General features: G+C 72.2%; 24 protein-coding genes. 9 read left to right on the forward strand and 15 right to left on the reverse strand.

Features of this window, described 5'->3' with window-relative positions:
• Positions 1-85 precede the first annotated feature (85 nt).
• On the forward strand, positions 86-1,129 hold the full coding sequence (locus tag ACQPZA_RS31650) for a LacI family DNA-binding transcriptional regulator (RefSeq protein ID WP_433275725.1): 1,044 nt from the start codon (positions 86-88) through the stop codon (positions 1,127-1,129).
• On the opposite strand, the gene ACQPZA_RS31655 is transcribed toward ACQPZA_RS31650, so the two are convergent.
• The 6 genes from ACQPZA_RS31655 to ACQPZA_RS31680 form a co-directional block, all read right to left on the reverse strand.
• Entirely contained in the window at positions 1,114-2,022 is a 909-nt protein-coding gene (locus ACQPZA_RS31655; protein ID WP_433275726.1) for a DNA-3-methyladenine glycosylase family protein, read from the reverse strand. The genes ACQPZA_RS31650 and ACQPZA_RS31655 overlap by 16 nt on opposite strands.
• A gap of 24 nt (positions 2,023-2,046) precedes the next feature.
• On the reverse strand, positions 2,047-3,117 hold the full coding sequence (locus ACQPZA_RS31660; protein WP_169398603.1) for a sugar phosphate nucleotidyltransferase: 1,071 nt from the start codon (positions 3,115-3,117) through the stop codon (positions 2,047-2,049).
• Between the two features lie 69 nt (positions 3,118-3,186).
• The gene (locus tag ACQPZA_RS31665) at positions 3,187-4,092 is read right to left on the reverse strand and encodes a hypothetical protein (protein WP_433275727.1); all 906 of its coding nucleotides are present in this window, start codon (positions 4,090-4,092) and stop codon (positions 3,187-3,189) included.
• Between the two features lie 81 nt (positions 4,093-4,173).
• Entirely contained in the window at positions 4,174-5,028 is an 855-nt protein-coding gene (locus tag ACQPZA_RS31670; protein WP_433275728.1) for a tetratricopeptide repeat protein, read from the reverse strand.
• A gap of 46 nt (positions 5,029-5,074) precedes the next feature.
• Positions 5,075-5,902: a glycosyltransferase gene (locus ACQPZA_RS31675; protein ID WP_433275729.1), complete on the reverse strand. Its 828-nt coding sequence runs from the start codon at positions 5,900-5,902 to the stop codon at positions 5,075-5,077.
• 268 nt (positions 5,903-6,170) lie between these two features.
• Positions 6,171-6,374, reverse strand: coding sequence for a hypothetical protein (locus tag ACQPZA_RS31680; protein WP_433275730.1), 204 nt, complete (start codon positions 6,372-6,374; stop codon positions 6,171-6,173).
• 13 nt (positions 6,375-6,387) lie between these two features.
• On the opposite strand from ACQPZA_RS31680, the gene ACQPZA_RS31685 reads away from it, so the two are divergent.
• Positions 6,388-7,812 (forward strand): LCP family protein, encoded by a 1,425-nt coding sequence (locus tag ACQPZA_RS31685; RefSeq protein WP_169398588.1) that lies wholly within the window; start codon positions 6,388-6,390, stop codon positions 7,810-7,812.
• 14 nt (positions 7,813-7,826) lie between these two features.
• The gene (locus tag ACQPZA_RS31690; RefSeq protein WP_433275731.1) at positions 7,827-8,552 is read left to right on the forward strand and encodes a TIGR03089 family protein; all 726 of its coding nucleotides are present in this window, start codon (positions 7,827-7,829) and stop codon (positions 8,550-8,552) included.
• A gap of 30 nt (positions 8,553-8,582) precedes the next feature.
• Here ACQPZA_RS31690 and ACQPZA_RS31695 read toward each other — a convergent pair whose 3' ends face one another.
• A complete protein-coding gene (locus ACQPZA_RS31695; RefSeq protein WP_169398590.1) occupies positions 8,583-9,884 on the reverse strand; it encodes an MFS transporter in 1,302 nt (433 codons plus the stop codon).
• A 310-nt stretch (positions 9,885-10,194) separates the two neighbouring features.
• Positions 10,195-11,352 (reverse strand): acyl-CoA dehydrogenase, encoded by a 1,158-nt coding sequence (locus tag ACQPZA_RS31700; protein ID WP_169398591.1) that lies wholly within the window; start codon positions 11,350-11,352, stop codon positions 10,195-10,197.
• Between the two features lie 59 nt (positions 11,353-11,411).
• Here ACQPZA_RS31700 and ACQPZA_RS31705 point away from each other — a divergent pair, with 59 nt between their 5' ends.
• On the forward strand, positions 11,412-12,104 hold the full coding sequence (locus ACQPZA_RS31705) for a TetR family transcriptional regulator (protein WP_169398592.1): 693 nt from the start codon (positions 11,412-11,414) through the stop codon (positions 12,102-12,104).
• A 28-nt stretch (positions 12,105-12,132) separates the two neighbouring features.
• On the opposite strand, the gene ACQPZA_RS31710 is transcribed toward ACQPZA_RS31705, so the two are convergent.
• A complete protein-coding gene (locus tag ACQPZA_RS31710) occupies positions 12,133-13,554 on the reverse strand; it encodes an MFS transporter (protein WP_433275732.1) in 1,422 nt (473 codons plus the stop codon).
• Positions 13,555-13,858: 304 nt separating this feature from the next.
• Between ACQPZA_RS31710 and ACQPZA_RS31715 the strand changes: the two genes are divergently transcribed.
• Positions 13,859-14,683: a YmdB family metallophosphoesterase gene (locus ACQPZA_RS31715; protein WP_433275733.1), complete on the forward strand. Its 825-nt coding sequence runs from the start codon at positions 13,859-13,861 to the stop codon at positions 14,681-14,683.
• Positions 14,684-15,013: 330 nt separating this feature from the next.
• On the opposite strand, the gene purE is transcribed toward ACQPZA_RS31715, so the two are convergent.
• Both purE and ACQPZA_RS31725 read right to left on the reverse strand, forming a co-directional pair.
• Positions 15,014-15,517 (reverse strand): 5-(carboxyamino)imidazole ribonucleotide mutase, encoded by a 504-nt coding sequence (purE, locus tag ACQPZA_RS31720; protein ID WP_433275734.1) that lies wholly within the window; start codon positions 15,515-15,517, stop codon positions 15,014-15,016.
• Positions 15,510-16,730 carry a 5-(carboxyamino)imidazole ribonucleotide synthase gene (locus ACQPZA_RS31725; RefSeq protein ID WP_433275735.1) on the reverse strand — a complete coding sequence of 407 codons (1,221 nt, stop codon included), beginning with the start codon at positions 16,728-16,730 and terminating at the stop codon, positions 15,510-15,512. The genes purE and ACQPZA_RS31725 overlap by 8 nt, the downstream gene beginning before the upstream one ends.
• Before the next feature lie 63 nt (positions 16,731-16,793).
• Here ACQPZA_RS31725 and ACQPZA_RS31730 point away from each other — a divergent pair, with 63 nt between their 5' ends.
• Complete coding sequence (locus tag ACQPZA_RS31730; protein WP_211174843.1) at positions 16,794-17,297, forward strand: GtrA family protein; 504 nt, start codon at positions 16,794-16,796, stop codon at positions 17,295-17,297.
• 29 nt (positions 17,298-17,326) lie between these two features.
• Here ACQPZA_RS31730 and ACQPZA_RS31735 read toward each other — a convergent pair whose 3' ends face one another.
• Together ACQPZA_RS31735 and ACQPZA_RS31740 are read right to left on the reverse strand one after the other, a co-directional pair.
• Positions 17,327-18,616: an ATP-binding protein gene (locus tag ACQPZA_RS31735; RefSeq protein WP_169398597.1), complete on the reverse strand. Its 1,290-nt coding sequence runs from the start codon at positions 18,614-18,616 to the stop codon at positions 17,327-17,329.
• 12 nt (positions 18,617-18,628) lie between these two features.
• Positions 18,629-19,285: a response regulator transcription factor gene (locus tag ACQPZA_RS31740; RefSeq protein WP_169398598.1), complete on the reverse strand. Its 657-nt coding sequence runs from the start codon at positions 19,283-19,285 to the stop codon at positions 18,629-18,631.
• A gap of 164 nt (positions 19,286-19,449) precedes the next feature.
• Between ACQPZA_RS31740 and hisN the strand changes: the two genes are divergently transcribed.
• Both hisN and ACQPZA_RS31750 read left to right on the forward strand, forming a co-directional pair.
• On the forward strand, positions 19,450-20,244 hold the full coding sequence (gene hisN / locus ACQPZA_RS31745) for a histidinol-phosphatase (RefSeq protein WP_433275736.1): 795 nt from the start codon (positions 19,450-19,452) through the stop codon (positions 20,242-20,244).
• Positions 20,241-20,690, forward strand: a complete 450-nt coding sequence (locus ACQPZA_RS31750; protein ID WP_433275737.1) for a MaoC family dehydratase — start codon at positions 20,241-20,243, stop codon at positions 20,688-20,690. The genes hisN and ACQPZA_RS31750 overlap by 4 nt, the downstream gene beginning before the upstream one ends.
• A gap of 94 nt (positions 20,691-20,784) precedes the next feature.
• Here ACQPZA_RS31750 and ACQPZA_RS31755 read toward each other — a convergent pair whose 3' ends face one another.
• Positions 20,785-21,954 carry an LLM class flavin-dependent oxidoreductase gene (locus ACQPZA_RS31755; protein WP_433275738.1) on the reverse strand — a complete coding sequence of 390 codons (1,170 nt, stop codon included), beginning with the start codon at positions 21,952-21,954 and terminating at the stop codon, positions 20,785-20,787.
• A gap of 75 nt (positions 21,955-22,029) precedes the next feature.
• Positions 22,030-22,980: a hydroxymethylglutaryl-CoA lyase gene (locus ACQPZA_RS31760; RefSeq protein WP_433275739.1), complete on the reverse strand. Its 951-nt coding sequence runs from the start codon at positions 22,978-22,980 to the stop codon at positions 22,030-22,032.
• 135 nt (positions 22,981-23,115) lie between these two features.
• Here ACQPZA_RS31760 and ACQPZA_RS31765 point away from each other — a divergent pair, with 135 nt between their 5' ends.
• A complete protein-coding gene (locus tag ACQPZA_RS31765) occupies positions 23,116-24,075 on the forward strand; it encodes a helix-turn-helix domain-containing protein (protein WP_433275740.1) in 960 nt (319 codons plus the stop codon).
• Positions 24,076-24,086 lie beyond the last annotated feature (11 nt).

Here is a 24,086-nt window from a genome sequence, read left to right on the forward strand (position 1 = left end):
AACCTTTCGCATACTGCGGGTGACGGTGCAGGCTGTGCCCTCGGCGCCGAGCCCGGCCACAATGAGGACGATGGGGGGAAATCGGATGACTCAGCCCGAGGGTCGCCGCAAGCGGTCGACGCTCGCCAGCGTCGCGACCGCGGCCGGCGTCTCGCTCGCCACGGTGTCCAAGGTGGTCAACGGACGCGACGACGTGGCACCCGACACCCGCGCCGAGGTCGAACGCCTCCTCGAGGAGCACGAGTACGTCCGGTCCGCCAAGCGACGCGTCCCGTCCCGCTCACGCACCATCGCCCTGGTCTTCGACGACTTCATGAGCCCGTACGCCACCGAGCTCATCCGCGGGGTGACCGACGCTGGCGTCGAGTCGGAGGTCGACGTCGTCGTCGGCCGCTTCTCGATCGACAGGGCGGGACCGAGCAGCGGGGCCGGGTGGGCCCAACGGCTCGTCCGCGACGGCCGCGACGGCGTGCTGGTCGTGACCTCCGACCTGACCCTCCAGCAGCTCGCCGCGTTCGAGCGCGCCCGGCTGCCCCTGGTCGTCATCGACCCCGTCCACCTGCCGCGCGCCGACGTCACGAGCATCGGGGCCACCAACTGGTCCGGGAGCCTGAGCGCCACCGAGCACCTCATCGGTCTCGGGCACCGGCGGATCGCCTTCGTCCGCGGCCCGGACGGGGCCATGGTCGGGCAGACCCGGCTGCACGGCTACCGGGCGGCGATGACGAACGCGGGGCTGACCCCGGAGCCGGACCTGGTCGTGCCTGGCGACTTCGGCTTCGAGGCGGGCCTCGCGGCCGGCAGGCGGCTGCTGGCGATGCCGGATCCGCCCACGGCGGTCGTCGCCGTCACGGACGTGGCGGCGTTCGGGGTGCTCCAGGCCGCGCACGCGGCGGGCCTGGGGGTGCCGTCCGACCTCAGCGTGGTCGGCTTCGACGACACCTACATGGCGTCGTGGTCGTGCCCGCCGCTGACCACGGTGCACGCCCCGCTGCAGGAGATGGGTCGCGTCGCGCTCCGCACGCTGCTCCGCATCGCCGACGGGGGCACGGTCGACTCCCACCACGTCGAGCTGGCCACGGAGCTCGTGGTGCGCGCGTCGACCGGGCCACCTCAGATCGCGCGGTAGTCCTTCGGGGAGAACCGCGGGCCGAACCGGGGCCTGCGGAACCCCGACACCTCCACGAACCGCACCGCCCGCTGGCGCTGGGGCGCGTACGGGGCGAGGACGCCGAGCATGCCCGCGTCGTCGAGCGGACGCCCGACGAGCGCCCAGCCGACCAGCGTGGGGATGTGGAAGTCGCCGACGCTCACCGCGTCCGTGTCACCCCACGCGCGCTGCGCCACCTCGGCCGCGGTCCACACCCCGATCCCGGGGACCTTGCGCAGCAGCTCCCGCCCGGGCTCACCGCCGAGCTCGCAGGCCGCCTCGAGGCGGTGCGCCACCGCGGCGCAGGCGAGGATCGCGCGCCGCCGGGCGGAGTCGACACCCGCCTTGTGCCACTCCCAGTCCGGGATCTCCCGCACCTGCGCCGGGCTGGGCGGCACCCGCATCCCGTCCGGTGCCGGACCGGGCGCCGGGTCACCGAAGCGCCGGCAGAGCTCCCGCCACGACCGGCGGGCCTCCACCCCGGTGACCTTCTGTTCGAGCACCGACGGCACGAGCACGTCCCACACCCGGCCGGACGCGCCGAACCGCAGGCCGGGCATCCGCCGCGAGGCGTCGGCGACGAGCGGATGGTGCGCGACGAACTCCTCCGGCCGGTCGCCCGCCCCCAGCAGCATGGGCAGCCCGTCGAGCGACCACTGCGCGCCCGGACCCCACGCGTCGCAGACGACGGTGCCGTCGGAGCGGCGGCGCAGGCGCGTGGTCGCCGGGCCGTCCGGGGTGGTGGAGACGCGCCAGATCGCCGAGCCCTCGCCCGCGGAGCGCCACGTGGGGTCACCGCGGCCGCGGCGCAGAGGGGCGAGCACCCCCGCCAGGTCCAGCCGGTACTCCGGTCGCCACTCCCGCGTCGCCATCACACCCGCGGCGCGCCTGCTGACCTACACATCGGGGGAGAAGCGCAGCCCGTGCGGGGGCAGGACCACGTCCGGCCAGACCCGCATGCCACGGCGCAGCTCGCAGTACGCGCCCACGACGGCGCGGTCGCCCACCACGGTGTCGTTGACCAGCGCGCCCTCCTCGACGCGGGCGCCCGCACCGATGACGGAGTGCTCCACCACCGCGCCCTCACCGACCACGGCCCCATCGAACAGCATGGCGCCCTCGACGCGGGCACCCGCCCCGATCCGCACGCCCCGGCCCACGGTGGTGCCCCCGAAGACCAGCGCGCCGTCGGCGATCTCCGCACCCTCCAGCACCAGCGACTCGCCGGTCGGCCCGGGGAGCGCGGCGGAGGGGGCGACGCCGCGCACCAGGTCGGCCGAGCCGTGGATCAGGTCGGCGGGGGTGCCCATGTCACGCCAGTAGGCGTTGTCGACGTGGCCGGAGACCTGCGCGCCCGCCAGGAGCAGCTCGGGGAACGTCTCCCGCTCCACCGACACCGGGCGACCCTCGGGGATCGACTCGATGACCGAGCGGCGGAACACGTAGCAACCCGCGTTGATCTGGTCGGTGGGCGGGTCCTCGGTCTTCTCGAGGAACTCCAGCACCGAGCCCGACTCGTCGGTGGGGACGCAACCGTAGGCACGGGGGTCCTGCACGCGCACGAGGTGCAGCGTCACGTCGGCGTCGGTGCGCCGGTGGGTGTCGACGACCGCGCCCAGGTCGGTGCCGCACAGCACGTCCCCGTTGAAGACGAGGACGTTGTCGGTGGTGAGGTACTTGGCCACGTTGCGGATGCCGCCGCCGGTGCCCAGCGGGTGGTTCTCCACCACGTACTCGATCTCGAGCCCGAGGGCGGCCCCGTCGCCGAAGTGCGCGGAGAACGTCTCGGCCAGGTACGAGGTGCCGAGCACGACGCGTCCGACACCGGCCGCACGGATACGCGACAGCAGGTGCGCCAGGAACGGCACGCCCGCCGTGGGCAGCATCGGCTTGGGGGCCGACAGCGTGAGTGGCCGTAGTCGTGTCCCTTTGCCCCCGACCAGCACCACGGCTTCGACGTCCTGCAGCACGCTTTCTCCTCCAGCTCCGTACGGCTCCGGGTAAAGCCCGGTCTCGAGCTCGGTAAAGCCCGGTAGTCAGCTCTCGGTTTTTCGAGTCGCGGTGTTTCGGACCGCGGCGTTGCGGCCGGTCACGGCACCCGAACGGGTTGCGAGCGCCAGGAGCAACCGGGCCGGCGCCCCGCTGCGGGCGGATACGTACCGGCGTAGGCCGTCCACCGGTGTGGCCAGGACGCCGTCCCCGTTGCGGGCCGCGGCGGCCACCTCGACGCCGGGCGCGTGGACCACCAGCCAGCCCGCGCGGAGCAGCCGGTCGGCCAGGTCGACGTCGGCCATGTCCACGGGCCCCGCAGTGTCGAGATACCGCGGGTCGAAGCCGTCCACGGAGTCCCAGGCGGCCCGGCGCAGCAGCACGCACGACGTCGAGAGCCATCCGGTCGGCCCGGCGCCTGCCCCGACCGGGATCCGGCCGCGCAGCGCCTGCGTGGTCGAGGGCAACGCGCCGGCGGACGGCAGGACCGAGCCCGCCGCATCGCGCAGCCGTGGCCCGATCAGGCCGGCCCGCGGGTACCGGGCGGCGGCCGCGAGCAGCCCGTCCAGGACATCGGCGTCCCACCGCACCACGGGGTCGGCGATCAGCACCCAGCCCACCTCGGCGTCGAGGCCGGCCACCGCGCGGTTGATCGCGGCGGGGCGCCCGATGTCCTCGGCGAGCCGCAGCACCTCGACGCCCGCCCCGGGGTCGTCGACGACCGCGGTGGCGTCCGCGACGACGGTCAGCACGACACGGACCGGGCGGGGGGCCGGTGTGGACACGGTCGCCGCGAGGCGATCGACGTCCGGGCGCCCCGAACGCGCGACGGTGACCACGGCGAGCTCGTTCCCGTACTTCCGGGCGGCGTCGCGGGTGACCGATTCGCTCCGTTCCGGATCGCGGCGGGTGTCCCCGTCGACCGGGGCGCCGCGGATCGGATCTCGGTCCACGCGCGCACCCTAGTGGCGACGCGGCACCCGAGCGCCGCGGCCCACCGCTGATGGGGGTACCCGATCAGGCGATCCTTCGGCTCAGTCGTCGCCCGGGTCGCCGCCGTCCAGCTCCGCCAGCGCCTGCCGCGCCGAGGAGTCCCCGGAGTCGGCCGAGATCTGCAGGTAGCGGCGGGCCTCGTCGAGCCGGCCCTCGTCGAGGAGGAAACGACCGAGCACGTACGCCCAGCCCGGCTCGGCGTGCCGCTCCGCCTCGCGGAGCTCGCGCTCGGCACCCGCGGTGTCACCCCGGCCGGCGAGGAACTGTCCGTAGGCGGTGTGGGCCCGCAGCGCACCCAGCTCCCCGGCCCGGCGGTACCACGACTCGGCCTCGTCGGCCCGGCCCTCCATCGCACGGACATCAGCGAGCGCCACCAGCGTGTCGGGCCGGCTCTGGGCGGCGTACCGCTCAGCGGCAGCCGCGGCCGCGGAGAGGTTGCCCGCCTCCAGGTGCAGCTCCACGACGTTCGCGGCGGCCAGCTCGTCACCGGACTCCGCGGCGTAACCGAGAAGCTGCACCGCCTCGGCGAGCCTGCCCTCGTCGCGGAGCAGGATCGCGAGGTCGTTCGCCGCCACGAGCTCACCGGACTCGACGGCCAGCCGCAGCATGCTCTCGGCGCGTGCGCGTTCCCCGAGCTCCGCCAGCGCCACCCCGAGGCGACCGGCGAAGCGCACGTGGCCCTGCTCCACCACCACCGTCAGCCAGTCGGCGGCGGCGTGCCAGCTCCCGCTGTCGAGATAAGCGCGGGCCAGCAGATCAGCGGCCGACGGCTCGCCGGCCGCCACGGCGCGGCGCAGCACGTCGACGGCGTCGAGCGGGCGGCCGGCGTCGAGCTGGGCGGCTCCCTCCGCGGACAGGGGTTCGGGCGGCACCGGGGACGGCTGTGTCATCGTCATCTGGCTCCCTCATCGAGTGATCGATCGTCCCACCAGGCGGACCGATTTACCCCTTGTACGTGGCGATCACCGTTCTATAAGCCATTCGGCGGATCCGCTCGGGAACGACCCGATAGCCACCCCGCACGAGGATGTTGCGGGCGAACTGGGGCCACGTCGTGAACCCGATCAGCTTGAAGCGGCGCTGGATCGCGACCTCGGCACGCAGCTGGCGCAGGCCGCCCCGGCGCGCGTAGGCGCCCTCCCCGACGCGGTACTTCACGAGCGGCTCGGCGACGTTGGCCACCCGCGCCCCCGCGAGGATCAGCTTCGCCCAGAGCAGGTAGTCCTCCATCAGCGCGAAGTCGGTGTACCCACCGACCGAGCGCACCAGCTCGCGCCGGTACACGACGGTGGGATGGTTGAACGGGACGGCGAACCGGGCCCGCGCGCGGATGTCGGCCGGGTCGATCGGCGGGGTCCGCATGCCCACGATGTCCCCCGGGTCCGCACCGAACTCCAGCAGGCCGGAGCCCACGATGTCCACGCCCGACTCCATGATCGGCATCTGGACGGCGAACCTGTGCGGGAGCGAGATGTCGTCGGCGTCCATCCGCGCGACGACGGAGTGGTGGCAGGCCGCGAGCCCGGCGTCCAGCGCGGGGCCGAGACCCACGTTGCGCTCCAGCGCCACCACGTCCACCGGCACCGGGCTCGCCGCGGCGAGCTCCGCGATCCGCGATCCGAGCGCCGCGGGCACCGGGCCGTCGCGCACGATCACGACCTGGTCCGGCCGCCGGGTCTGCTCCTCCACCGAGGAGCGGAACGCCTCGGTGAGGAAGTCGGGCCGGTCACCCGCCCACACCGGCAGCAACAACGACAGCTGCTCGGGCAACGAGAGCTCCCCTCTTCTCCCGGGCTACCCACCCGGGGTGACTCTCAGTAGTGACGACGAGGGCGACCATGGTCACCCGCGACACGCGCACGGCCATCGCGGGAGTGCGCAGCCGGTGCTGCACCCTAGGAGATCCGGTAGCGACGGCCAGCGGAGGTGCACAGGTGGACGGACGGGGCTGGTCGGACGGGTCGGCCTGGTCGTCGTCCGGCAGGCAGCGCAGCAGCTCGTACCACCCCACCAGGCCCACCCGCCGTGAGAGCGAGTCCTACCCGGACCGCTCGGCCCGGTACCGGCGGACCTCTCCCGAGCCCCCGACGCGAGCGCGTGGCGTGCCACGGGCGCCGAGCCGGCGCCCCGCCCGCAGCGCCGCGGCGGGCACGACGACGGCACCCCCCAGACGCACCCGTCCGGCCCCGCCTGCGCGTCCGAAGCGCCCGAAGAAGCCCCCACGCACCCTCCGAGAACGCATCAGGCTCTTCCTCGTGGTGGCGTCGGCGCTCGTCCTGGTGCTCACCGGCTCCGCGTGGGGCCTCTTCCGCGACATCACCGCCGGGATCACCACCACCGACGTCATCACGGGCAGCGATGACGACGGCGCGGACAACATCCTGCTCGTCGGTGTGGACAGCCGCACCGACGCGCAGGGCAACCCGCTGCCCCCCGAGGTGCAGCGCCTCCTGAACAGCGGCCCCGACTCGGGCGTGCTCAACTCCGACACGATCATCGTGCTCCACGTCCCGCAGGGCGGCGGAGCGGCGGCCGCCTTCTCCATCCCCCGCGACAGCTACGTCGACATCCCCGGCTACCGCCGCGACAAGATCAACGCGGCCTACCCGGCGACCAAGGCACTGGCGGCCGAGCGGCTGGTGGCCGACGGGGTGCGCGACCCGAAGCAGGTCGACGCCGAGTCGGCGCAGCAGGGCCGCACCGCCCTGATCCAGACCGTCCAGAACCTCACGGGCCTGCACATCGACCACTACGCCGAGATCAACCTGCTCGGGTTCTACAACCTCACCACGGCGATCGGGGGCGTCGACGTCTGCCTCAAGGCGCCGGTGGACGACCCGTTCTCAGGAGCCGACTTCCCCGCCGGGCCGCAGACGATCTCTGGTGCCGCCGCACTGGCGTTCGTCCGGCAGCGCCACGGCCTCCCCGAGGGCGACCTGTCCCGGATCCGCCGCCAGCAGGTGTTCCTCGCCGCCGTCTCCGACAAGATCCTCTCCGGTGGCACGCTCACCAACCCGGGCAAGCTCAGCTCCCTGATCGACGTCGCCCAGAAGTCACTCGTGGTCGACTCGGGCTGGAACCTCCTCGCGTTCGCGCAGCAGGCGTCCGACATCGCGGCGGGCCATCTGGAGTTCGTCACCATCCCCACGCAGGGCGGCGAGACCAACGCGCGTGGCGACGTCGTACTCGTCGACCCCGGCGTCGTGCACACGTTCATCGAGCAGCGGATCGCGGAACAGCAGCAGGCCGTGCAGGCCACGCAGGAGGCCCCGCCCCCGCCGCCGCCACCGGCGCAGCTCGACGTGATCGCGTCCCGCTACGTCGTCGACGTGCGCAACGGCTCGAACCTCTCCGGCATGGCCGCCACGGTCGCCGGCCGCATGCGTGACCTCGACTTCGTCCCGGGCACGGTGGACAACACCGACCCGACGCCCACCTCGACCGTCCACTACACGGGCTCGGACGGCGACGCGGCGCGCGCCGTGGCCGCCCAGCTGGGCAACATCCCCGTGGAGAGCGACGACCAGGTGACACCCGGACACCTGCTCGTCGTGCTCGGTGCCGACTTCAACCCCGCGACCGTGCCCGCTCCCGTCGACGACGCGCCGGCCCGCCCGTCCCCCGCCGCACCTGCGCCGTCGGCACCGATCACGGCGGCGGGCGTCCCCTGCGTCGACTGACCTACGGTGAGCCGGTGACGCTCACCGCCGCCCTGCTGGACCCGCTGCGCTCCGGCGCGGCCGCCGCCCGACCGCTGATCACGTTCTACGACGACGCGACGGGCGAGCGCATCGAACTGTCGGCCGTCACCACGGCCAACTGGGCCGCGAAGACCGCCAACCTGCTCCGCGACGAGTGCGACGTGGAGCCGGGCACCCGGGTGGCCCTGCTCCTGCCCGCGCATTGGCAGACCGCCGCGGTGCTGCTCGGCGCGTGGTGGTGCGGCGCCGAGATCGTGGCCGCACCGGAGGACGCGGAGTGGGTGCTCTGCGACGCCGACCGCATCGACCTCGCGCTGGCCGCGGAGCCGGCGGGCGGCGTGGTGGCGCTGTCGCTCGACGCCTTCGGGAAGGGCGTGCCCGGACTGCCGTCCGGCGTGATCGACTTCGCCACCGAGGTGCGGCTGCACGGCGACGACTTCGTGCCGTGGTCCCCCGTCCCCGACGACACCCCCGCGCTGGCCGGGGCCACGGTCACCGACGTGTTCGCCGACGCCCGCGCCCGGGCCACGGCGCTGGGGCTCACGGCGTCCGACCGGGTGCTCTCCACCCTGGAGTGGACGAGCCCCGACGGGCTGGGCGACGGCCTGCTCGCGGTGCTGGCGGCCGGGGCGTCACTGGTTCAGGTCCGGAACCCGGCGCCCGACGCGCTGGAGCGCAAGGCGCAGACCGAACGCGCGACGAAACGGCTGCACCCCTGACCCGCCCCACCCACCCCCCGCGGGCGGCCGCTACGCGATGAGCTTGTCGGTGAAGTCGTCCGTGCGGGTCTCCGGCATCAGCAGCAGGCAGACCAGGCACAGCACCGCAACCCCGATCAGGTACCAGGACACGCCCGTCGTCGCGTGGGTGCGGGCCAGGACGTCCGTGGCGATCAGCGGGCTGATGCCGCCGCCGATGATTCCGGCGGCGCTGTAGGCGAACGAGGCCCCGGAGTAGCGGTAGCGCACCCGGAACAGCTCGGGGAAGTAGGCCCCCATCGGGCCGTAGAGCAGCGCGAAGCACAGCAGGCCGACGATCATCGCGATCCCGATCAGCACCGGCTGCCGGGTCTGGATGAGCCAGAACAGCGGGAATGCCCACAGCCCGGACAGCACGGCTGCGGCGATGCACAGTTTGCGCCGGCCGACGCGGTCCGAGAGCGCCGCGAACCAGAGCGTCGCAGCGCCCATGGCCAGCGACGCGATGATCGCCTCGGTGAGCATCGTGGTCTTGTCGATGTGCAATGTCGCGGTGCCGTAGGACAGGCAGAACGTGGTGATCGTGTAGAACATCGTGAACGCCAGGATGAACGACAGCGTGGCGAGCACGAGCACGCCGGGCTGGCGCCGGAGCAGTTCGAGGAACGGCACCCGCACCTGCTGGTGGGCCGCCACCGCCGCCCGGAACACCGGGGTCTCGGCAATCCGCAGCCGGATGTAGAAGCCGACCACCAGCAGCACCGCCGAGGCCCAGAACGGGATACGCCAGCCCCAGGACGCGAACGCCTCCGCGCTCATGCTCGCATTCAGCACCAGGTACAGGAAGTTGCCCAGCGCGAACCCGATCGCCGGCCCGAGCTGTGGGAATGCCGAGTACAACCCGCGTTTGCCCGCAGGGGCGTACTCCGTGGCCAGCAGCACCGCGCCGCCCCACTCACCGCCCAGCCCGATGCCCTGCAGGAAACGCAGCACCGCCAGCAGGATCGGCGCGGCCACACCGATCGCGGCGAACGACGGCACGCAGCCGATCAGCACCGTGGACAGGCCCATGACAAGCAGAGAGGTGATCAGCATCCGCTTGCGGCCCAGCCGGTCGCCGAAGTGGCCGAACAGGATCGCGCCCAGCGGCCGCGCGATGAAACCCACCGCGAACGTGGCCAGCGCGGCCAGCGTGCCGGCGGCCGCCGAGAAGGACGGGAAGAACAGGTTGCCGAAGACGAGCGCGGCGGCGGTGCCGTAGATGTAGAAGTCGTAGAACTCGATCGCGGTGCCGATGAAGCTGGCAACGGCGATCCTGTTCCGCGACGGCGCGGCGGCAAGCGTACTGGTCACGAACTCATCCCAACGCCCGAACACGGACAACGGTGGACGACATTCGACACCGACCCGAGACGACTCTGCCCGTTTCGGGATTATGGTGCCCGATTGTCCGGTCCGCGGAGCCACTCGATCTGGTCAAGACGCCTCCGGTCGGATCTGATTGCGGCCACAATGCCCCAGCCTTCCGGACGCAGCAACGCCACCGGCAGTTTGTTACGTCACAGGTGGGCCCGGAGTCTTTCCCGACGGGCCGGGATTGCGCCACCGGTCATTACGGCGCAATTACGCACCCGGCCCCACAGCACTGCGACCACTCCGGGGGCTAGCCCTTCAGCAGGGCCCGGGCCATCACCATGCGCTGGATCTGGTTGGTGCCCTCGTAGATCTGGGTGATCTTCGCATCGCGCATCATGCGCTCCACCGGGAAGTCCTTCGTGTACCCGGCGCCCCCGAGCAGCTGCACCGCGTCGGTCGTGACACTCATCGCCGTGTCCGACGCCAGGCACTTCGCCGCGCTCGAGATGAAGCCGAGGTTGGGCTCGCCGCGCTCGGCGCGCGAGGTGGCGACGTACACCAACTGGCGCGCGGCCTCCACCTTCATCGCCATGTCGGCGATCATGAACTGGAGGCCCTGGAACTCGGCGATGCTCCGGCCGAACTGCTTGCGCTCCTTGGCGTAGGCGATCGCGACGTCGAGCGCGCCCTGCGCGATTCCCACGGCCTGCGCGCCGATCGTCGGGCGGGTGTGGTCGAGGGTCCGCAGCGCCGTCTTGAAGCCGGTGCCCTCCGCCCCGATGATGCGGTCGGCCGGGATCCGGCAGTCGGTGAAGTAGATCTCGCGGGTGGGTGAGCCGTTGATGCCGAGCTTGCGCTCCTTGGGCCCCACCTCGAAGCCGGGGTCGTCCCGGTGCACCACGAACGCGGAGATGCCGTTGGCGCCGCGCTCCGGGTCGGTCGACGCCATCACCGTGTACCAGGTGGACTCCCCCGCGTTGGTGATCCAGGCCTTCGTGCCGTTCAGCACCCAGGAGTCGCCGTCGCGGCGGGCCCGGGTCCTCATCGACGCGGCGTCGGAACCCGCCTCCCGCTCGGACAGGGCGTAGCTGATCATCGCCTCGCCCGAGGCGATGGAGGGGAGCACCTGCTTCTTCAGGTCGTCGGATGCCGAGAGCAGGATCGGTGTGAGCCCCAGCCCGTTGACCGCGGGAATCAGCGACGACGACGCGCAGACGCGCGCCACCTCCTCGATCACGATGCAGCCCGCGAGCTCGTCGGCACCCTGGCCGCCGTACTCCTCGGGGATGGTGACGGCCTGGAACCCGGCCTTCACCAGCGCGGTGCGCGCCTCCACGGGGTAGCGACCCTTCTCGTCCACCTCGGCGGCGTGGGGGGCGATCTCCTTCTCCGCGAGCGCGCGCACCGCATCGCGCAGCGCCTCGTGCTCGTCGCTGAGCCGATACGTGTCGAATGCGGCATCCATGAAGGGAAGCGTAACGGCACTGCGTGCCACGATTCAAGGTGGTTGCTACCCTGCGTGCCATGACTGGGGCCACCCGCCGCGGCCGCTCCGCACAGGGGCGCGCCGAGGTCCGTCGCGACCTCGTGGCGGCCGCCGTCACGCTCTTCCGGGAGCGCGGTTACGAAGACACGACGGTCGACGACATCGCCGCAGCCGCGGGGGTCGGGCGCCGCACCTTCTTCCGCTACTTCCGCAGCAAGGAGGACGCGGTCTCGCCCGACCACGAGACCGCGCTGGCCAGGGCGGCAGAGGTCTTCGAGACCGCGCACGCCACCGAGCCCGCCGCAGCGCTGGCCCTGCGCGCGGGCGAGACGGTGTTCGACATCTACACCGACGACCCGCACCTGTCGGTGGAGCGCTACCGGCTCACCCACGACGTGCCGGTGCTGCGCGACCGGGAGTCCGCGAGCATCGACCACTACCGGCGGCTGTTCACCCGGTACCTGCGTGGTCGCTTCGCCGACGATCCGGACGGCGACCTGCGCGCCGCGGTGATCGGCGCGGCGGTGGTGGCAGCGCACAACCTGGCACTGCGTGCCTGGCTCGCGGCCGGTGCTCCCGAGGACGGGATGGAGGCCTGCCGCCTGCGGTTCCGGCGGGTGGCCGAGATGCTGCCGGGAGAGCCTGCGCACACCAACGGCCTGCACGCGGTGACCCGGCGCCTGGAGCAGGCGGTCGTGCGCCTGGAGCGCACGACACCCCCCGCGCAGTAGCGTTTCCTCCTGGGTCGGTCACAGGGCCTCAGCCACTGGTGCCGCGGAGGCCCCCCTCCATCTCCGCGCTGGCGGCGTCCAGTGGCACGCCGGACGGGTCCCGCAGCACCAGGGTCGCGAGAATCGCCAGCACGAAGCACACACCTGCGAGCAACGTGGTGACCCTCAGGCCGTAGGCGCTCAGCACGAGCGGTGCGACGAAAGCGCCGAGGAACGCCCCCACCTTGCCGAGGCTGGAGGAGATCCCGTGGCCGGTGCTCCGCGCCGCCGTCGGGTAGCACTCCGCGCTCAACAGAATCAGGCCCGGATTCGGGCCGAATGCGGAACCGAACAGGGACAGCCCGAACACCACCGCGAATGGCGCGACCGTATCCGTCAGGCCCGGGATCGCGGCGATCAGCAGCATCGAGGCCGCACACAGGCAGAGCCCGGAGATCTGCAACGTGGTTCGCCGCATACGGTCGATCAGGGCGAGCCCGACCAGCGCACCGGTCACTCCGAAGCAGACCACCAGCAGGGCGTTGATCGCCACGTTCGTCACGTTGTCGGTGGCCGGCGAGATGCTCTTGATCAGCAGCGGCTGGCTCACCGAGTTGCCGTAGGACGCCACGTCGTAGAAGAACCAGCTCACCCCGGTGCCCACGAGCGTGAGGAGAAAGATCCTGTTCCGGAGCATGTCGCTCAATGAGAGCTTCACGCGAGCCGGGCGGGAGACCACACCGATCCCGCTTCGCTCCGAGAACGCCGAGAGATCGTCGGCCGCCCGCTCCCGGTCCCCCGCCACCCGCAACGTCCAACGCGGCGATTCGGGCATGTGCCTGCGGTTCCAGAGCACGATGATCGACGGAATCGCGCCGAAGCCGAGGATGATGCGCCACGCCAGATCTGATGGCGTGCCCGCGGCCAGGATGAGCAACGACACGAGATACGCCGTCATCTGCCCGAGGACGTAGAACGCGAACGACAGGCCTACCAACCTGCCTCGATTGAAGCGGTTCGCGTACTCCGTCATGATCACGCCGGACGCGGGGTAGTCGCCCCCGATGCCCAGACCGAGGATGAACCGGGCGACCAGCAGCCACGTGAAGTTGGGTGAGACGGCGGACAGCAGAGCGCCGACCACCATGATCGCTGCTTCGAGCCCGTAGATCCGGCGCCGGCCGAGGAGGTCGCCCAACCGTCCGAAGAGGAACGCACCGATCGCGGTGGCCAGCAACGCGGAACTGCTGGCCACCGCCACCTGGCCCGCGTCGAGCCCGAACTGTGGTCTCACGAGCAACATCACCGTACCGATGACGTTGAGGTCGTATGCGTCGGTGAAGAAACCTGCACCCGCCGTGATCGCCGCCTTGAAATGGAACAGGCTCAATGGTGCATCGTCCAGCGCTTCCTCGATCGGGTCGGATATCACCGGCACCACCGTCCGGCCACGGCGGACTGATCGCAGCATCTGTAGCTCCATACTCCAGGCACAACTCGGCCGACGTCAACATTCCAAGAAGCTCTCCGACGGTAATGCTGACCCGGCGTGACACTCTGGTGAACTCCGGTGAAACTGCACCGACCGAAGCCCGGACAACTCGGTCCGGTTCCCCGGAGTGGCCGAGGCCATACTGTGGTGATGACTATCTATCCCAGAGGCTGCCGGTTGCGCCTACGGTGGATGCGATTTGCGGGGCGACTCCTCGCCCGTTTCCGTGATTCGCCCCGATCAGCAGACTCGTCGGAAACTCGACAACAAGTAAGGACGGGACATGTCGCGCGTGCTTTTTCTGGGAGACGTCGTCGGACCCGATGCAGTCGATTACGTCTGCGAGCGGGTTCCGACGCTCCGCCGGGAGCGTCGGGCGGATCTTGTCGTGGTCAACGCCGAGAATGCACTGCGCAGCGGACCGCGGATCCGCACGGGTTTCGGCATGAGCCAGGACATCGTGCGACGGCTCTGCGAGTCCGGGGTGGACGTCATCACCAGCGGAAACCACGCGTGGGACGGCGAGGTCGCCGAGGTGGAACGGGTACTGGCGCATCCGCGCGTGCTTCGCCCGGCGAACATGCCCGCCGGCGTTCCCGGCAAGGGCTCGATCACGCTGGGTGTCCGGGACCACGCGATCACGGTGGTCAACATGATGAGCAGATCCGCCGTGGTGGAGGCCCAGCCGATGTTCCAGCGCTGGCTCGACCACCCGGGGCATGTCGGCCCGCTCTGGCCGGCCTGGGAGGCCGTCGATCGGCAGGGGGCCACCATCGTCGACCTCCACGGCCTGGTGATCAGCGAGAAGCAGGCGTTCGCCTATGCGGTGGACGGCCAGGCGGCCGCCGTGCTGGGCACCCACACCCACGAGGCCACCCACCATCTGCACCTGCTCCCCCGCGGCACGGCGCTGGTCACCGACGTGGGGATGACCGGACGGCTCGGCGGCGTCACCGGTATCGCCCCGGCGCATTGGGTGGCCACGTTGCGGGGCGAGGACGTCACGGATCTCCCGCCGTACGAGCTCGCCGACGGCCCCATGACCCTCGGGGCGGTCGTGGTGACGATCGACGGGAAACGGTCCACGGCGATCGAGCGGGTCAGCTGACCGTCCGGCATGTCCCGACCAGGTTCGAGCAGGACGCCCCGCAGCCCTCGTGCCGAGCTCGTGAGGGACGTGGACGTGCGTGATCCCCGGGCCGCACCATCGGGTGCGCAAGCCGAGCTGGACGGGCTCGGGCCCGGGGATCACGGGTGACTGCCTGGAATTCGCCGGCACCACACCGGCTTCCACTTGGCCGTCGAAACGAGTCCTGTGGTGCTAGCGGACAGCCACCTCACGAGTCCTGTAGCTAATCAACGCTGGACCACCTCCTCTCACGTGTACTGCCACCCTACGTGCGGGAAGCGGCAGCGCGCCACGGGATTTTCGGCGTCCTCAGCCCTGCCCCGCGGCGGCCCGCAGGGCCGTGTCCTTGGCCAGGACGGACTCCGCCAGCTCGGCTTGAAACCGCTCCATCCGGGCCAGAAGTTCGGGGTCACCGGCCGCCAGGATCCGGACGGCGAGCAGGCCGGCGTTGCGTGCGCCGCCCACCGCGACGGTGGCCACCGGGACCCCGGCGGGCATCTGCACGATCGACAGCAGCGAGTCGAGCCCGTCGAGCTTCGCGAGCGGCACCGGCACGCCGATCACGGGCAGCGGGGTGGCCGCGGCGACCATCCCGGGTAGGTGCGCGGCCCCACCGGCACCGGCGATCACCACGCGCAGCCCGCGGCCGGCCGCGGCGGTGGCGTAGTCGAGCATGCGCTGCGGGGTGCGGTGGGCGGAGTACACGCCCACCTCGTACGGCACGTCGAACTCGGCGAGGGCCAGCGCAGCGGCCTCCATCACCGGCCAGTCCGAGTCGCTGCCCATGATCACGCCGACCAGTGGCTCAGGCATGCTGCACCTCCCGTTCGACCGTCCCCGTGTGGGGCGACCACCCGTCGGGCCACTCGGCGGTGGAGAGCCACGCCGCGGCCAGCGCGGCCCGGCGGCGCACGACGTCCATCTCGGCGCCCAGCGCCGTCACGTGGCCCACCTTGCGCGCAGGCCGCTCCTCCTTGCCGTACAGGTGCACCTTGACGTCGGGGAACCGCGCGAAGAGGTGGTGCAGCCGCTCGTCGGTGCTCATGGCGGGCGGCTGGGCGGCGCCGAGCACGTTGGCCATCACCACGGCGGGAGCGGTGGGCGTGGTCGTGCCGAGCGGGTAGTCGAGCACCGCACGCAAGTGCTGCTCGAACTGGGACGTGCGGGAGCCCTCGATCGTCCAGTGCCCGGAGTTGTGCGGGCGCATCGCGAGCTCGTTGACGACCAGCGCGCCGTCCGTGCGCTCGAACAGCTCGACGGCCAGCAGGCCGGTGACGTCGAGCTCCGCCGCGATGCGCAGGGCGAGCTCCTGCGCCGTGACGGCCACGTCCTCGTCCAGGCCGGGGGCGGGCGCCAGGACCTGGACGCACTGGCCCTGCTCCTGCACCGTCTCCACCACGGGCCACGCCGCCGCCTGGCCGTACGGCGAGCGCGCGACGAGCGCGGCCAGCTCGCGGCGCATCGGGACGGCCTCCTCGACCATCAGCGGCGTGCCGGCGGCCAGCAGTTCGGCGACCAGGTCCTCGGCCGGGGCGTCGAGCATCCAGACGCCGCGGCCGTCGTACCCGCCGCGGACGGCCTTGAGCACCACGGGCCAGCCGTGCTCGGCGCCGAAACGCGCGACGTCGCTCGCGTCGCGGACCTCGGCGAACCGCGGCACGGCAGCACCGAGCCCGGCGAGCCTGCGCCGCATCACCAGCTTGTCCTGGGCGTGCAGCAGCGCGTCCGGGCGCGGGTGCACGGTGACACCCGCGTCGACGAGCGCGCGGAGGATCTCCTGCGGCACCTGCTCGTGGTCGAAGGTGACCACCGTGGCGCCGCGCGCGAACTCGCGCACCGCAGTCAGGTCGGCGGCGGCTCCGCTGTGCACGTCGGCACACACCAGCGCGGCGGGGTCGCCGGGGCGCTCGGCGAGCACCCGGAGCGACTGGCCGAGCGCGATGGCGGCCTGGTGGGTCATGCGGGCCAGCTGCCCGGCGCCGATCATGCCGACGACGGGAAGGGGGCGGGAAACGGACGGGTCCACGATGCGGGAAGCCTACCTGCGGGCGCCGCGCTCTCGGCGTCTGGCACGATCGAGCAGGTGCCTATGGTCGAGTCGGTGCTGGCAGCCATCCCGCAGCCCTACCGTGACGTCGCCGTCAAGCATCGCGAGCTCGTGAAGTTCGCCGTGGTCGGCGGCTCGACCTGGGTGATCGACACCGCGATCTTCCTGTTCCTCAAGAGCACCGTTCTCAGCGACAAGCCCATCACGGCGAAGATCATCTCGGTGCTGGTGGCCACGATCGTGTCCTATGTCCTGAACCGCGAGTGGTCCTTCCGCACGCGTGGAGGCCGGGACCGGCACCACGAGGCCGCGCTGTTCTTCATCATCAGCGGTGTGGGCGTGGTGGTCTACACGGCCCCGCTGGCGATATCGCGCTACGTGCTCGATCTCCAGGTGCCGGACGTGAGCCTCCTGACGCAGGAGATCGCCGACTTCGTCAGCGGCCAGATCATCGGGGTGCTCGCCGGCATGGCGTTCCGCTGGTGGGCGTTCCGGCGGTTCGTCTTCCCCGACGAGAACGCGCGCAGCAAGGTCCCCACGAGCTGAGGCCGCCCCGGGGGAGGCCCCCGGGGCGGTCAGCGCGGTGGTGAGGAGACCGGCAGCGGCGTGCCCACCACGGCGTCCGCCCGCGCCACCGGCAGGAAGATCGTGAACATCGGCGGCCGGGCCCGGGACAGCTCCAGCCGCCCGCCGTCGGCCTCGACGAGTGCCCGGGCCAGCGCGAGCCCGAGCCCGGTGGACGACCCCACCGAGACCCCGCGGTCGAAGACGTGGGGCACCAGCTCCTCCGGCACCCCCGCTCCGGCGTCGCTGACCTCGATGAGCAGGCTGTTCTCCGCCGCCCGTGCGCTGAGCGTGACGGTGCCGGCCCCGTGCTGGATCGCGTTCTCGACCAGCGCCCCGACCGCCTCCCGGATCCGGGCGGGCGTCACCCGCGCCAGCAGCCCGGCGGGCACCCGCAGCTTCAGCGACCGCCCGGCGGCGCGCAGAGCGGGCCGCCACTCGTCCGCGACGGTGCTGAGGCCCTCCCGCAGGTCCTGCAGCTGCGCTCCTGCCGCCCGGGCCGCGCGGGCGGCCTCGAGCAGCTCGTCGAGCACGGCGGAGAGGCGCTCGGCCTGCTCCAGCGCGGCCAGTGCCTCCCGGCGCGCGCTCGGGTCGGGATGCTGGGTGAGCTCGTCGAGCCGTAGCTGCAGTGCGGTGAGCCGGCTGCGCAGCTGGTGAGACACGTCACCGACGAGCGCGCGCTCGCGCTGCACGAGCTCCGCGAGCGCCGTGGCCGAGGTGTCGAGGACGTCGGACACCGCGTCCAGCTCGGGGATGCCGTGCCGCTCGGGTGCGGAGCGGAAGTCGCCGGCGCCCAGCCGGGCCGCGCGGTCGGCGACTCCGCGGAGCGGCTCGGCCAGCCGCCGGGCGGTGACGGTGGCCACCACCGCTCCGGTGGCGACCGAGAGCACCACCAGCAACGCGACGACGAGCGTGACCTGCACCTGTTCGGCACGCAGGACCAGGTGTGGCTCCTCGAGCGTGATCGAGCCACCTGGACCGAAGGGGATGGTCTCCGACACGGGGTTCGCCCCCACGTCGGGGCCGATCACGTGCGGCGGCTGACCGGCCTGCTGCAGCACGAGGCGACCGCCCGCCGGGATGGCCAGCTCGAGCGCCCGCATGTCGACGTTGGAGAAGTCCCCGTTGGCGCCGGTGAGGGTGGCGTCCAGCCGCCCGGCGACCCGTTCGAGGCTGGACGTCAGCTCGCCGCGGGTGAAGTCCTCGACGAGCCGCCAGGTGGTGATGGTGAGCGGCCCGCCGAGCACCAGCGCGGTGATGGCGACGACGAGCAATGTGGACTGCAGGATGCGGCGACGCAACGCAGGGACCGATCAGTCGTGGTTGAACCGGAAACCGACGCCGCGCACAGTAGCGATCCGGCGCTCACCGCCGATCTTGCGGCGCAACCACGACATGTGCATGTCCAGGGTCTTGGAGGTCTTCATCTCCGGGTCGTTCCAGACCTCGCGGAGAATCTCCTCGCGGGTGACGACCTGGCCGGCGCGCAACAGCAGCACGCGCAGCAGCTCGAACTCCTTGTTGGCGAGGCCGATCTCGGCCCCGTCGACGAGCACCCGCCTCCCGGACAGCTCCATGCGTACGCCGCCCACCTCCACCGACTCCGGGGTGAGCCTGCGCAGCAGCGCCCGAACCCTCGCCAGCAGCTCGGCGAGCCGGAACGGCTTGCCGACGTAGTCGTCGGCCCCCGCGTCCAGCCCGACGACGAAGTCGACCTCGTCGGTGCGCGCGGTGAGCATGAGAACCGGCAGGTCAGGGGCGTCGAGCCGCACTCTGCGGCACACCTCCAACCCGTCCATCCCGGGTAGACCCAGATCGAGAACGAGCAGGTCGACCTGCCCGAGCCGCACCCGCTCCAGCGCGGCGGCGCCATCGACGGCGACGTCCACGTCGTAACCTTCGCGCTGCAGTGCGCGCGACAAAGGTTCCGCGATGGCGGCGTCGTCCTCAGCCAACAGGACGGTGGTCACAGCCCCAGTCTATGCACCTTCTGGTCGGGCTGTCCGACAATCGGGCCGCGGCACGCCCCGCGTCCCCGCTCACTCCGTCACCGGCGAGCTCACGACGGTCACCGGCCGGCCGTGCCGCGGGAGCGAACCTCGGCGTCACCGGCGGGTGAGGCAGGCTCTCCGTTGTGGACAGCGATCTCGAGCTCGCCCTGCGTCTCGCCGACACCGCGGACGCCATCACCCTCGACCGGTTCCGCGCGGCCGACCTGCGGGTCACCCGCAAGCCGGACCGCACGCCGGTCACCGACGCGGACACCGCGGCCGAGGACGCCATCCGCCGCACCCTCGCAGCGGAACGTCCGGACGACGCCGTCCTCGGTGAGGAGGGTGGGGGTGGAGTGCCGGAGTCCGGCCGCGGCTGGGTGCTCGACCCGATCGACGGGACCAAGAACTTCTCGCGCGGCATGCCCGTCTGGGGCAGCCTGATCGCCCTCGCCGTGGACGGCGAGCCGGTCGTCGGGGTCGCGAGCGCGCCCGCACTGGGCCGGCGCTGGTGGGCGGCCCGCGGTGCCGGCGCGTGGACCACCGACGCCCCGGGCGCCCCGCCGCGCCGGATCACCGTCTCCGGCGTCACGGACCTCGCCGACGCGTACGTCTCCACCACCGACATCACGACGTTCGCCGAGCTGGGACGCCGCGAGGACTACCTGCGCCTCGTCGACTCCTGCTGGGAGAGCCGCGCCTTCGGTGACTTCTGGCAGCACTGCCTCGTCGCCGAGGGCGTGCTCGACCTCGCCGTCGACGTCATCGCGAACACGTGGGACCTGGCCGCGCTGCTGCCGATCCTCGCCGAGGCGGGCGGCGCGCTCACCGACCTCGCCGGGGTGGCGACGCCCGCCGGTGGGGACGGGATCGCCTCGAACGGCAGGCTGCACGACGACGCGCTGGCGATCATCGGCAGGGAGAAGCGGAACCCGTGACCGAGCTCGCCTACGAGGACTTCACCCCGGGCCGGGTCTTCGACCTGGGGACGACGGTCGTGGACCGGGACGAGATGCTCGCGTTCGCCCGCCGGTTCGACCCCCAGCCGTTCCACGTCGACGAGGAGGCTGGGGCGGCGTCGATCTTCGGCCGCCTGGCGGCATCCGGCTGGTTCACCGCGGCGCTCTGGATGCGCGCCTACGCCGACGGCGTGCTGGCGCGCGCCACGTCCGTCGGCTCCCCCGGCGGCGACGAGATCCGCTGGCCGGCACCCGTCTTCGCGGGTGACGAGCTGCGGGCGACCATGGAGGTGCTGGAGGCGCGGCGCTCCCGCAGCCGCCCGGGGCTGGGGCTGGTGCGGCTGCGGGCGCTGCTGCACCGCGGCGACGAACTGGTCTACAGCAGCACGTTCACCGGGATGTTCGGCACGCGCGACGCGCAGTAGCCCCGCCGCCCGGCGCCCGCCCCCGTTGCAGCAAAGCCACGTTCATGCCATCTGGTTGCGTGAAAGTGGCTTTGCTGCAACTCCGGGGGCCGCGTCAGCCGCGGTCGGCGAGCTCCTTCTGGTACTTCTCCGTCATGTGGGCGACGGCCTGGTTCTGCTGCTCGGCGTGCCCCTCCCGGGTCTCGGTGGCGCGGGCCTTCGCGTCGAGCGTGGCCTGCGCCTGGCCCTGGAACCTCGGCATCACGTGCTGCGCGATGAGCTCGTAGGACCGCCGGGTCGCGTCCGGGTTGGCCCACTCGTGCGCCATCAGCAGCATGGCGCCGAAACCACCGGACTGGTCCACGAGCTTCTGCACCTGGGCTGCGGCGTCGTCGGGCGTACCGATGGCGCCGATACCGGCCTCGTTGACGAAGTCGATCATCTCCCGGACGTCGCCGCCCGCCACGGCCATCTGCGGGAACGCCGCCACCTTCTGGAAGTAGCGGAACCACTGCTCGATGCCGTGCTCGACGTCCTTGTACGCCTGCTCGCGGGTCTCCGCGATGTGCATGAGTCCGACCAGGCGCCACTTCAGACGATCGACGGCGGTGCCGTACGCCCCGGCCCGCTCCTCCATGACGCCCCAGTGGTGCGCCAGCGCGTCGAAGCCCTCCTTGGTCAGGGTGGCGCCGATGGAGAGCAGGCCGACCCCGTACCGGCCGGCGAGCCGGGGCCCGGTCGGCGAGGCGACCGCCGCGACCGCGACGTCGAACAGCGGGTCGGAGTACGGGCGCAGGTGCAGCCGGGCGTCGACCAGCGTGTGGGTGCGGGTCGTCGCGTTCACCGGTTCGTCGCCGCGCAGCAGGCGCATGACGATGTCGAGGTTCTCCTCGAGCAGCTCGCGCGTGTCGGTGGGGTTCAGGCCGATCATCGCGGAGTCGGTGGGCAGTGAGCCCGGACCGACCCCCAGCATGATGCGGCCGCGCGTGAGGTGGTCGAGCAGCACCATGCGCTCGGCCACCCACAACGGGTTGTGGTAGCTCAGCGAGGTCACCCCGGTGCCGAGCTTGATGTGCCGCGTGCGCTCGGCCGCGGCGGCGATGAAGATCTCCGGTGACGCGATGATCTCCGAGCCGGCGGAGTGGTGCTCGCCGATCCACGCCTCGTCGTAGCCGAGGTCGTCGAGATGCTGGACCAGCCGTAGGTCGCGCTGCAGGGCGCTGGTCGGGTTCTCCCCCGCGGGGTGGAACGGGGCCAGGAAGGTGCCGAAACGCAGTCGTGTCACGAGCGGACTCCAGTCGTCGACGACAGTCCTCCCGACCGTAGGCATGCCGACCGGGAAGCGCAGCTCCTCTGTCGGTCAGGGACCGCCCAGCGCGCGCACAACTCGCGACGGTGACGGCCTGCCGAGGTGGTGGGCCATCCAGGTGCTCGTGGCGACGAGCGCGTCGAGATCCACACCGTGGCGGATGCCCAGGCCGTCGAGCATCCAGACGAGGTCCTCGGTGGCCAGGTTGCCGGTGGCCGACTCGGCGTAGGGACAGCCACCGAGCCCACCCGCGCTCGCGTCCACGGTGGTGACCCCGTGGCGCAACGCGGCCAGTGTGTTGGCCAGCGCCTGCCCGTAGGTGTCGTGGAAGTGCACGGCGAGCTGCCGGACGGGGACCCCGCCGGCCACGCACGCGTCGAGCACGGCGCTGACGTGGCCCGGCGTGCCGGTGCCGATCGTGTCGCCCAGCGACAGCTGGTGGCACCCCATCTCGACGAGCCTGCGTCCGACCGCGGCCACCTGGCACGGCGCCACCGCGCCCTCCCACGGGTCGCCGAAGCACATCGACACGTAGCCGCGCACCCGGAGCCCCCGCGCCAGTGCCCGGCCGACGACCGGGGCGAACATGTCGAACTGCTCGTCCAGGGTGCGGTTGAGGTTGCGCTTCGCGAACGTCTCGGTGGCGCTGGCGAAGATCGCGATGTGCCGCACGCCCGCGGCCAGCGCGCGGTCGAGGCCCCGCTCGTTGGGCACCAGCACCGGATAGTCGATGCCGTCGACGCGCACCATCCGGCGCAGCAGGTCGGCGGCGTCCGCGAGCTGCGGCACCCACCTCGGGTGCACGAAGCTGGTGGCCTCGAGAACGCGGAGGCCGGTACGCGCCAGCCGCTGCAGGAACTCGGCCTTCACCTCGACGGGCACGACCGTCGACTCGTTCTGCAGCCCGTCGCGCGCCCCGACCTCGTAGATCGTGACGTGGTCGGGGAGCGTGGGATCACGCACGACCATCGGAAGCTCGCGGGGCCGTCCAGCACCACTCATCCCCGCAGCTTCGTGGCCCTCGGCGGGCGGGTCAACGTACACGCCGCCCGAACGACGCAGTCGTTCGAAAAGGCCGGAACCGCGGGCCGCCCGGCCCGCCCGGCCGTAGTCTCGACGTTCGTGGGAGAGCCGGACGTGAGCCGCAGCACAGGGCCCGGCGATCGGAGATGGGCCTCCACCGGGTGCCCACCGGGCTCCCGCTTCGAAGCCTGGCGCGACGTACTCGGCGCGACGCACCTGCCGTTCGCCGTCGACCTGTCCGAGCCCCCGGTCGAGGCCTTCTCCGCGGAGGTGCGCGAGCACCACCTGGGGGACCTGACGCTGGTCGACACGCGGGCCTCCCCGCACCGAGGGGTCCGCAGCCGCCGGCAGGTCGCCGTCTCCGCCTGCGACGTGGTCGGCCTGCAGTACGTGGTGTCCGGGCGGGAACTCGTCGACCTCGGGCACGAGTCCGCGGTGATCGGGCCCGGCGATCTCCTGCTCTGGCACGGGGACGCGCCGGTCGGCTACGAGGTGATCGAGCCGCTCCACAAGCGCACCCTGATCCTGCCGCGCGCGGTCGCCGCCGCGGCGCTGCCCGGGTTCCGCGGCAGGTTCCTGGCCTTCCCGTCCCGCACCGCGCCGGTTCCGACCGCGCTGGTCGGGCTGCTGGCCCTGCTCAGCACCGAGCTCACGGGGATGGACGACGGGGCGCGCGCCGCCTCAGCGGCACTGACCGTGCAGCTGGTCAGGTTGCTCGACCCGGGACGGGGCGAGCTCGCCCGCCACTCGCGACGGGACCTGCGGGAACGGGTGCTGCAGTACGTGGACGACAACCTCGGTGACCCGGCGCTGTCGCCGGCCACGATCGCGGCGGCGCACGCCGTCTCGGTGCGCAACCTGTACTCGGCATTCGACGGCCTCGGCACCACACCGGCCGCCCACATCCGCCACCAGCGGCTCGCCCGCTGCCGTGCCGAACTGGCGGACACGTCCGGCTCGGTCGGGGACATCGCGTTCCGGTGGGGCTTCCGTAACCGGGCGCACTTCAGCCGGCTGTTCCGCGACCGCTACGCGATGCCGCCCAGCGAGGTACGACGGCGACGGGGCAGGTGATCGGCGCCCGG

The organism is Pseudonocardia xinjiangensis (assembly GCF_050948425.1).
Lineage (GTDB): Bacteria > Actinomycetota > Actinomycetes > Mycobacteriales > Pseudonocardiaceae > Pseudonocardia > Pseudonocardia xinjiangensis.

Coding starts and splice junctions, on each gene's coding strand:
- purE (WP_433275734.1), bottom strand. CDS start 15,517: ATGCCTGAGCCACTGGTCGGCGTGATCATGGGCAGCGACTCGGACTGG.
- ACQPZA_RS31670 (WP_433275728.1), bottom strand. CDS start 5,028: ATGACGATGACACAGCCGTCCCCGGTGCCGCCCGAACCCCTGTCCGCG.
- ACQPZA_RS31715 (WP_433275733.1), top strand. CDS start 13,859: ATGTCGCGCGTGCTTTTTCTGGGAGACGTCGTCGGACCCGATGCAGTC.
- ACQPZA_RS31710 (WP_433275732.1), bottom strand. CDS start 13,554: ATGCTGCGATCAGTCCGCCGTGGCCGGACGGTGGTGCCGGTGATATCC.
- ACQPZA_RS31655 (WP_433275726.1), bottom strand. CDS start 2,022: ATGGCGACGCGGGAGTGGCGACCGGAGTACCGGCTGGACCTGGCGGGG.
- ACQPZA_RS31700 (WP_169398591.1), bottom strand. CDS start 11,352: ATGGATGCCGCATTCGACACGTATCGGCTCAGCGACGAGCACGAGGCG.
- ACQPZA_RS31730 (WP_211174843.1), top strand. CDS start 16,794: ATGGTCGAGTCGGTGCTGGCAGCCATCCCGCAGCCCTACCGTGACGTC.
- ACQPZA_RS31705 (WP_169398592.1), top strand. CDS start 11,412: ATGACTGGGGCCACCCGCCGCGGCCGCTCCGCACAGGGGCGCGCCGAG.
- ACQPZA_RS31650 (WP_433275725.1), top strand. CDS start 86: ATGACTCAGCCCGAGGGTCGCCGCAAGCGGTCGACGCTCGCCAGCGTC.
- ACQPZA_RS31760 (WP_433275739.1), bottom strand. CDS start 22,980: ATGAGTGGTGCTGGACGGCCCCGCGAGCTTCCGATGGTCGTGCGTGAT.
- ACQPZA_RS31680 (WP_433275730.1), bottom strand. CDS start 6,374: ATGCGTTCTCGGAGGGTGCGTGGGGGCTTCTTCGGGCGCTTCGGACGC.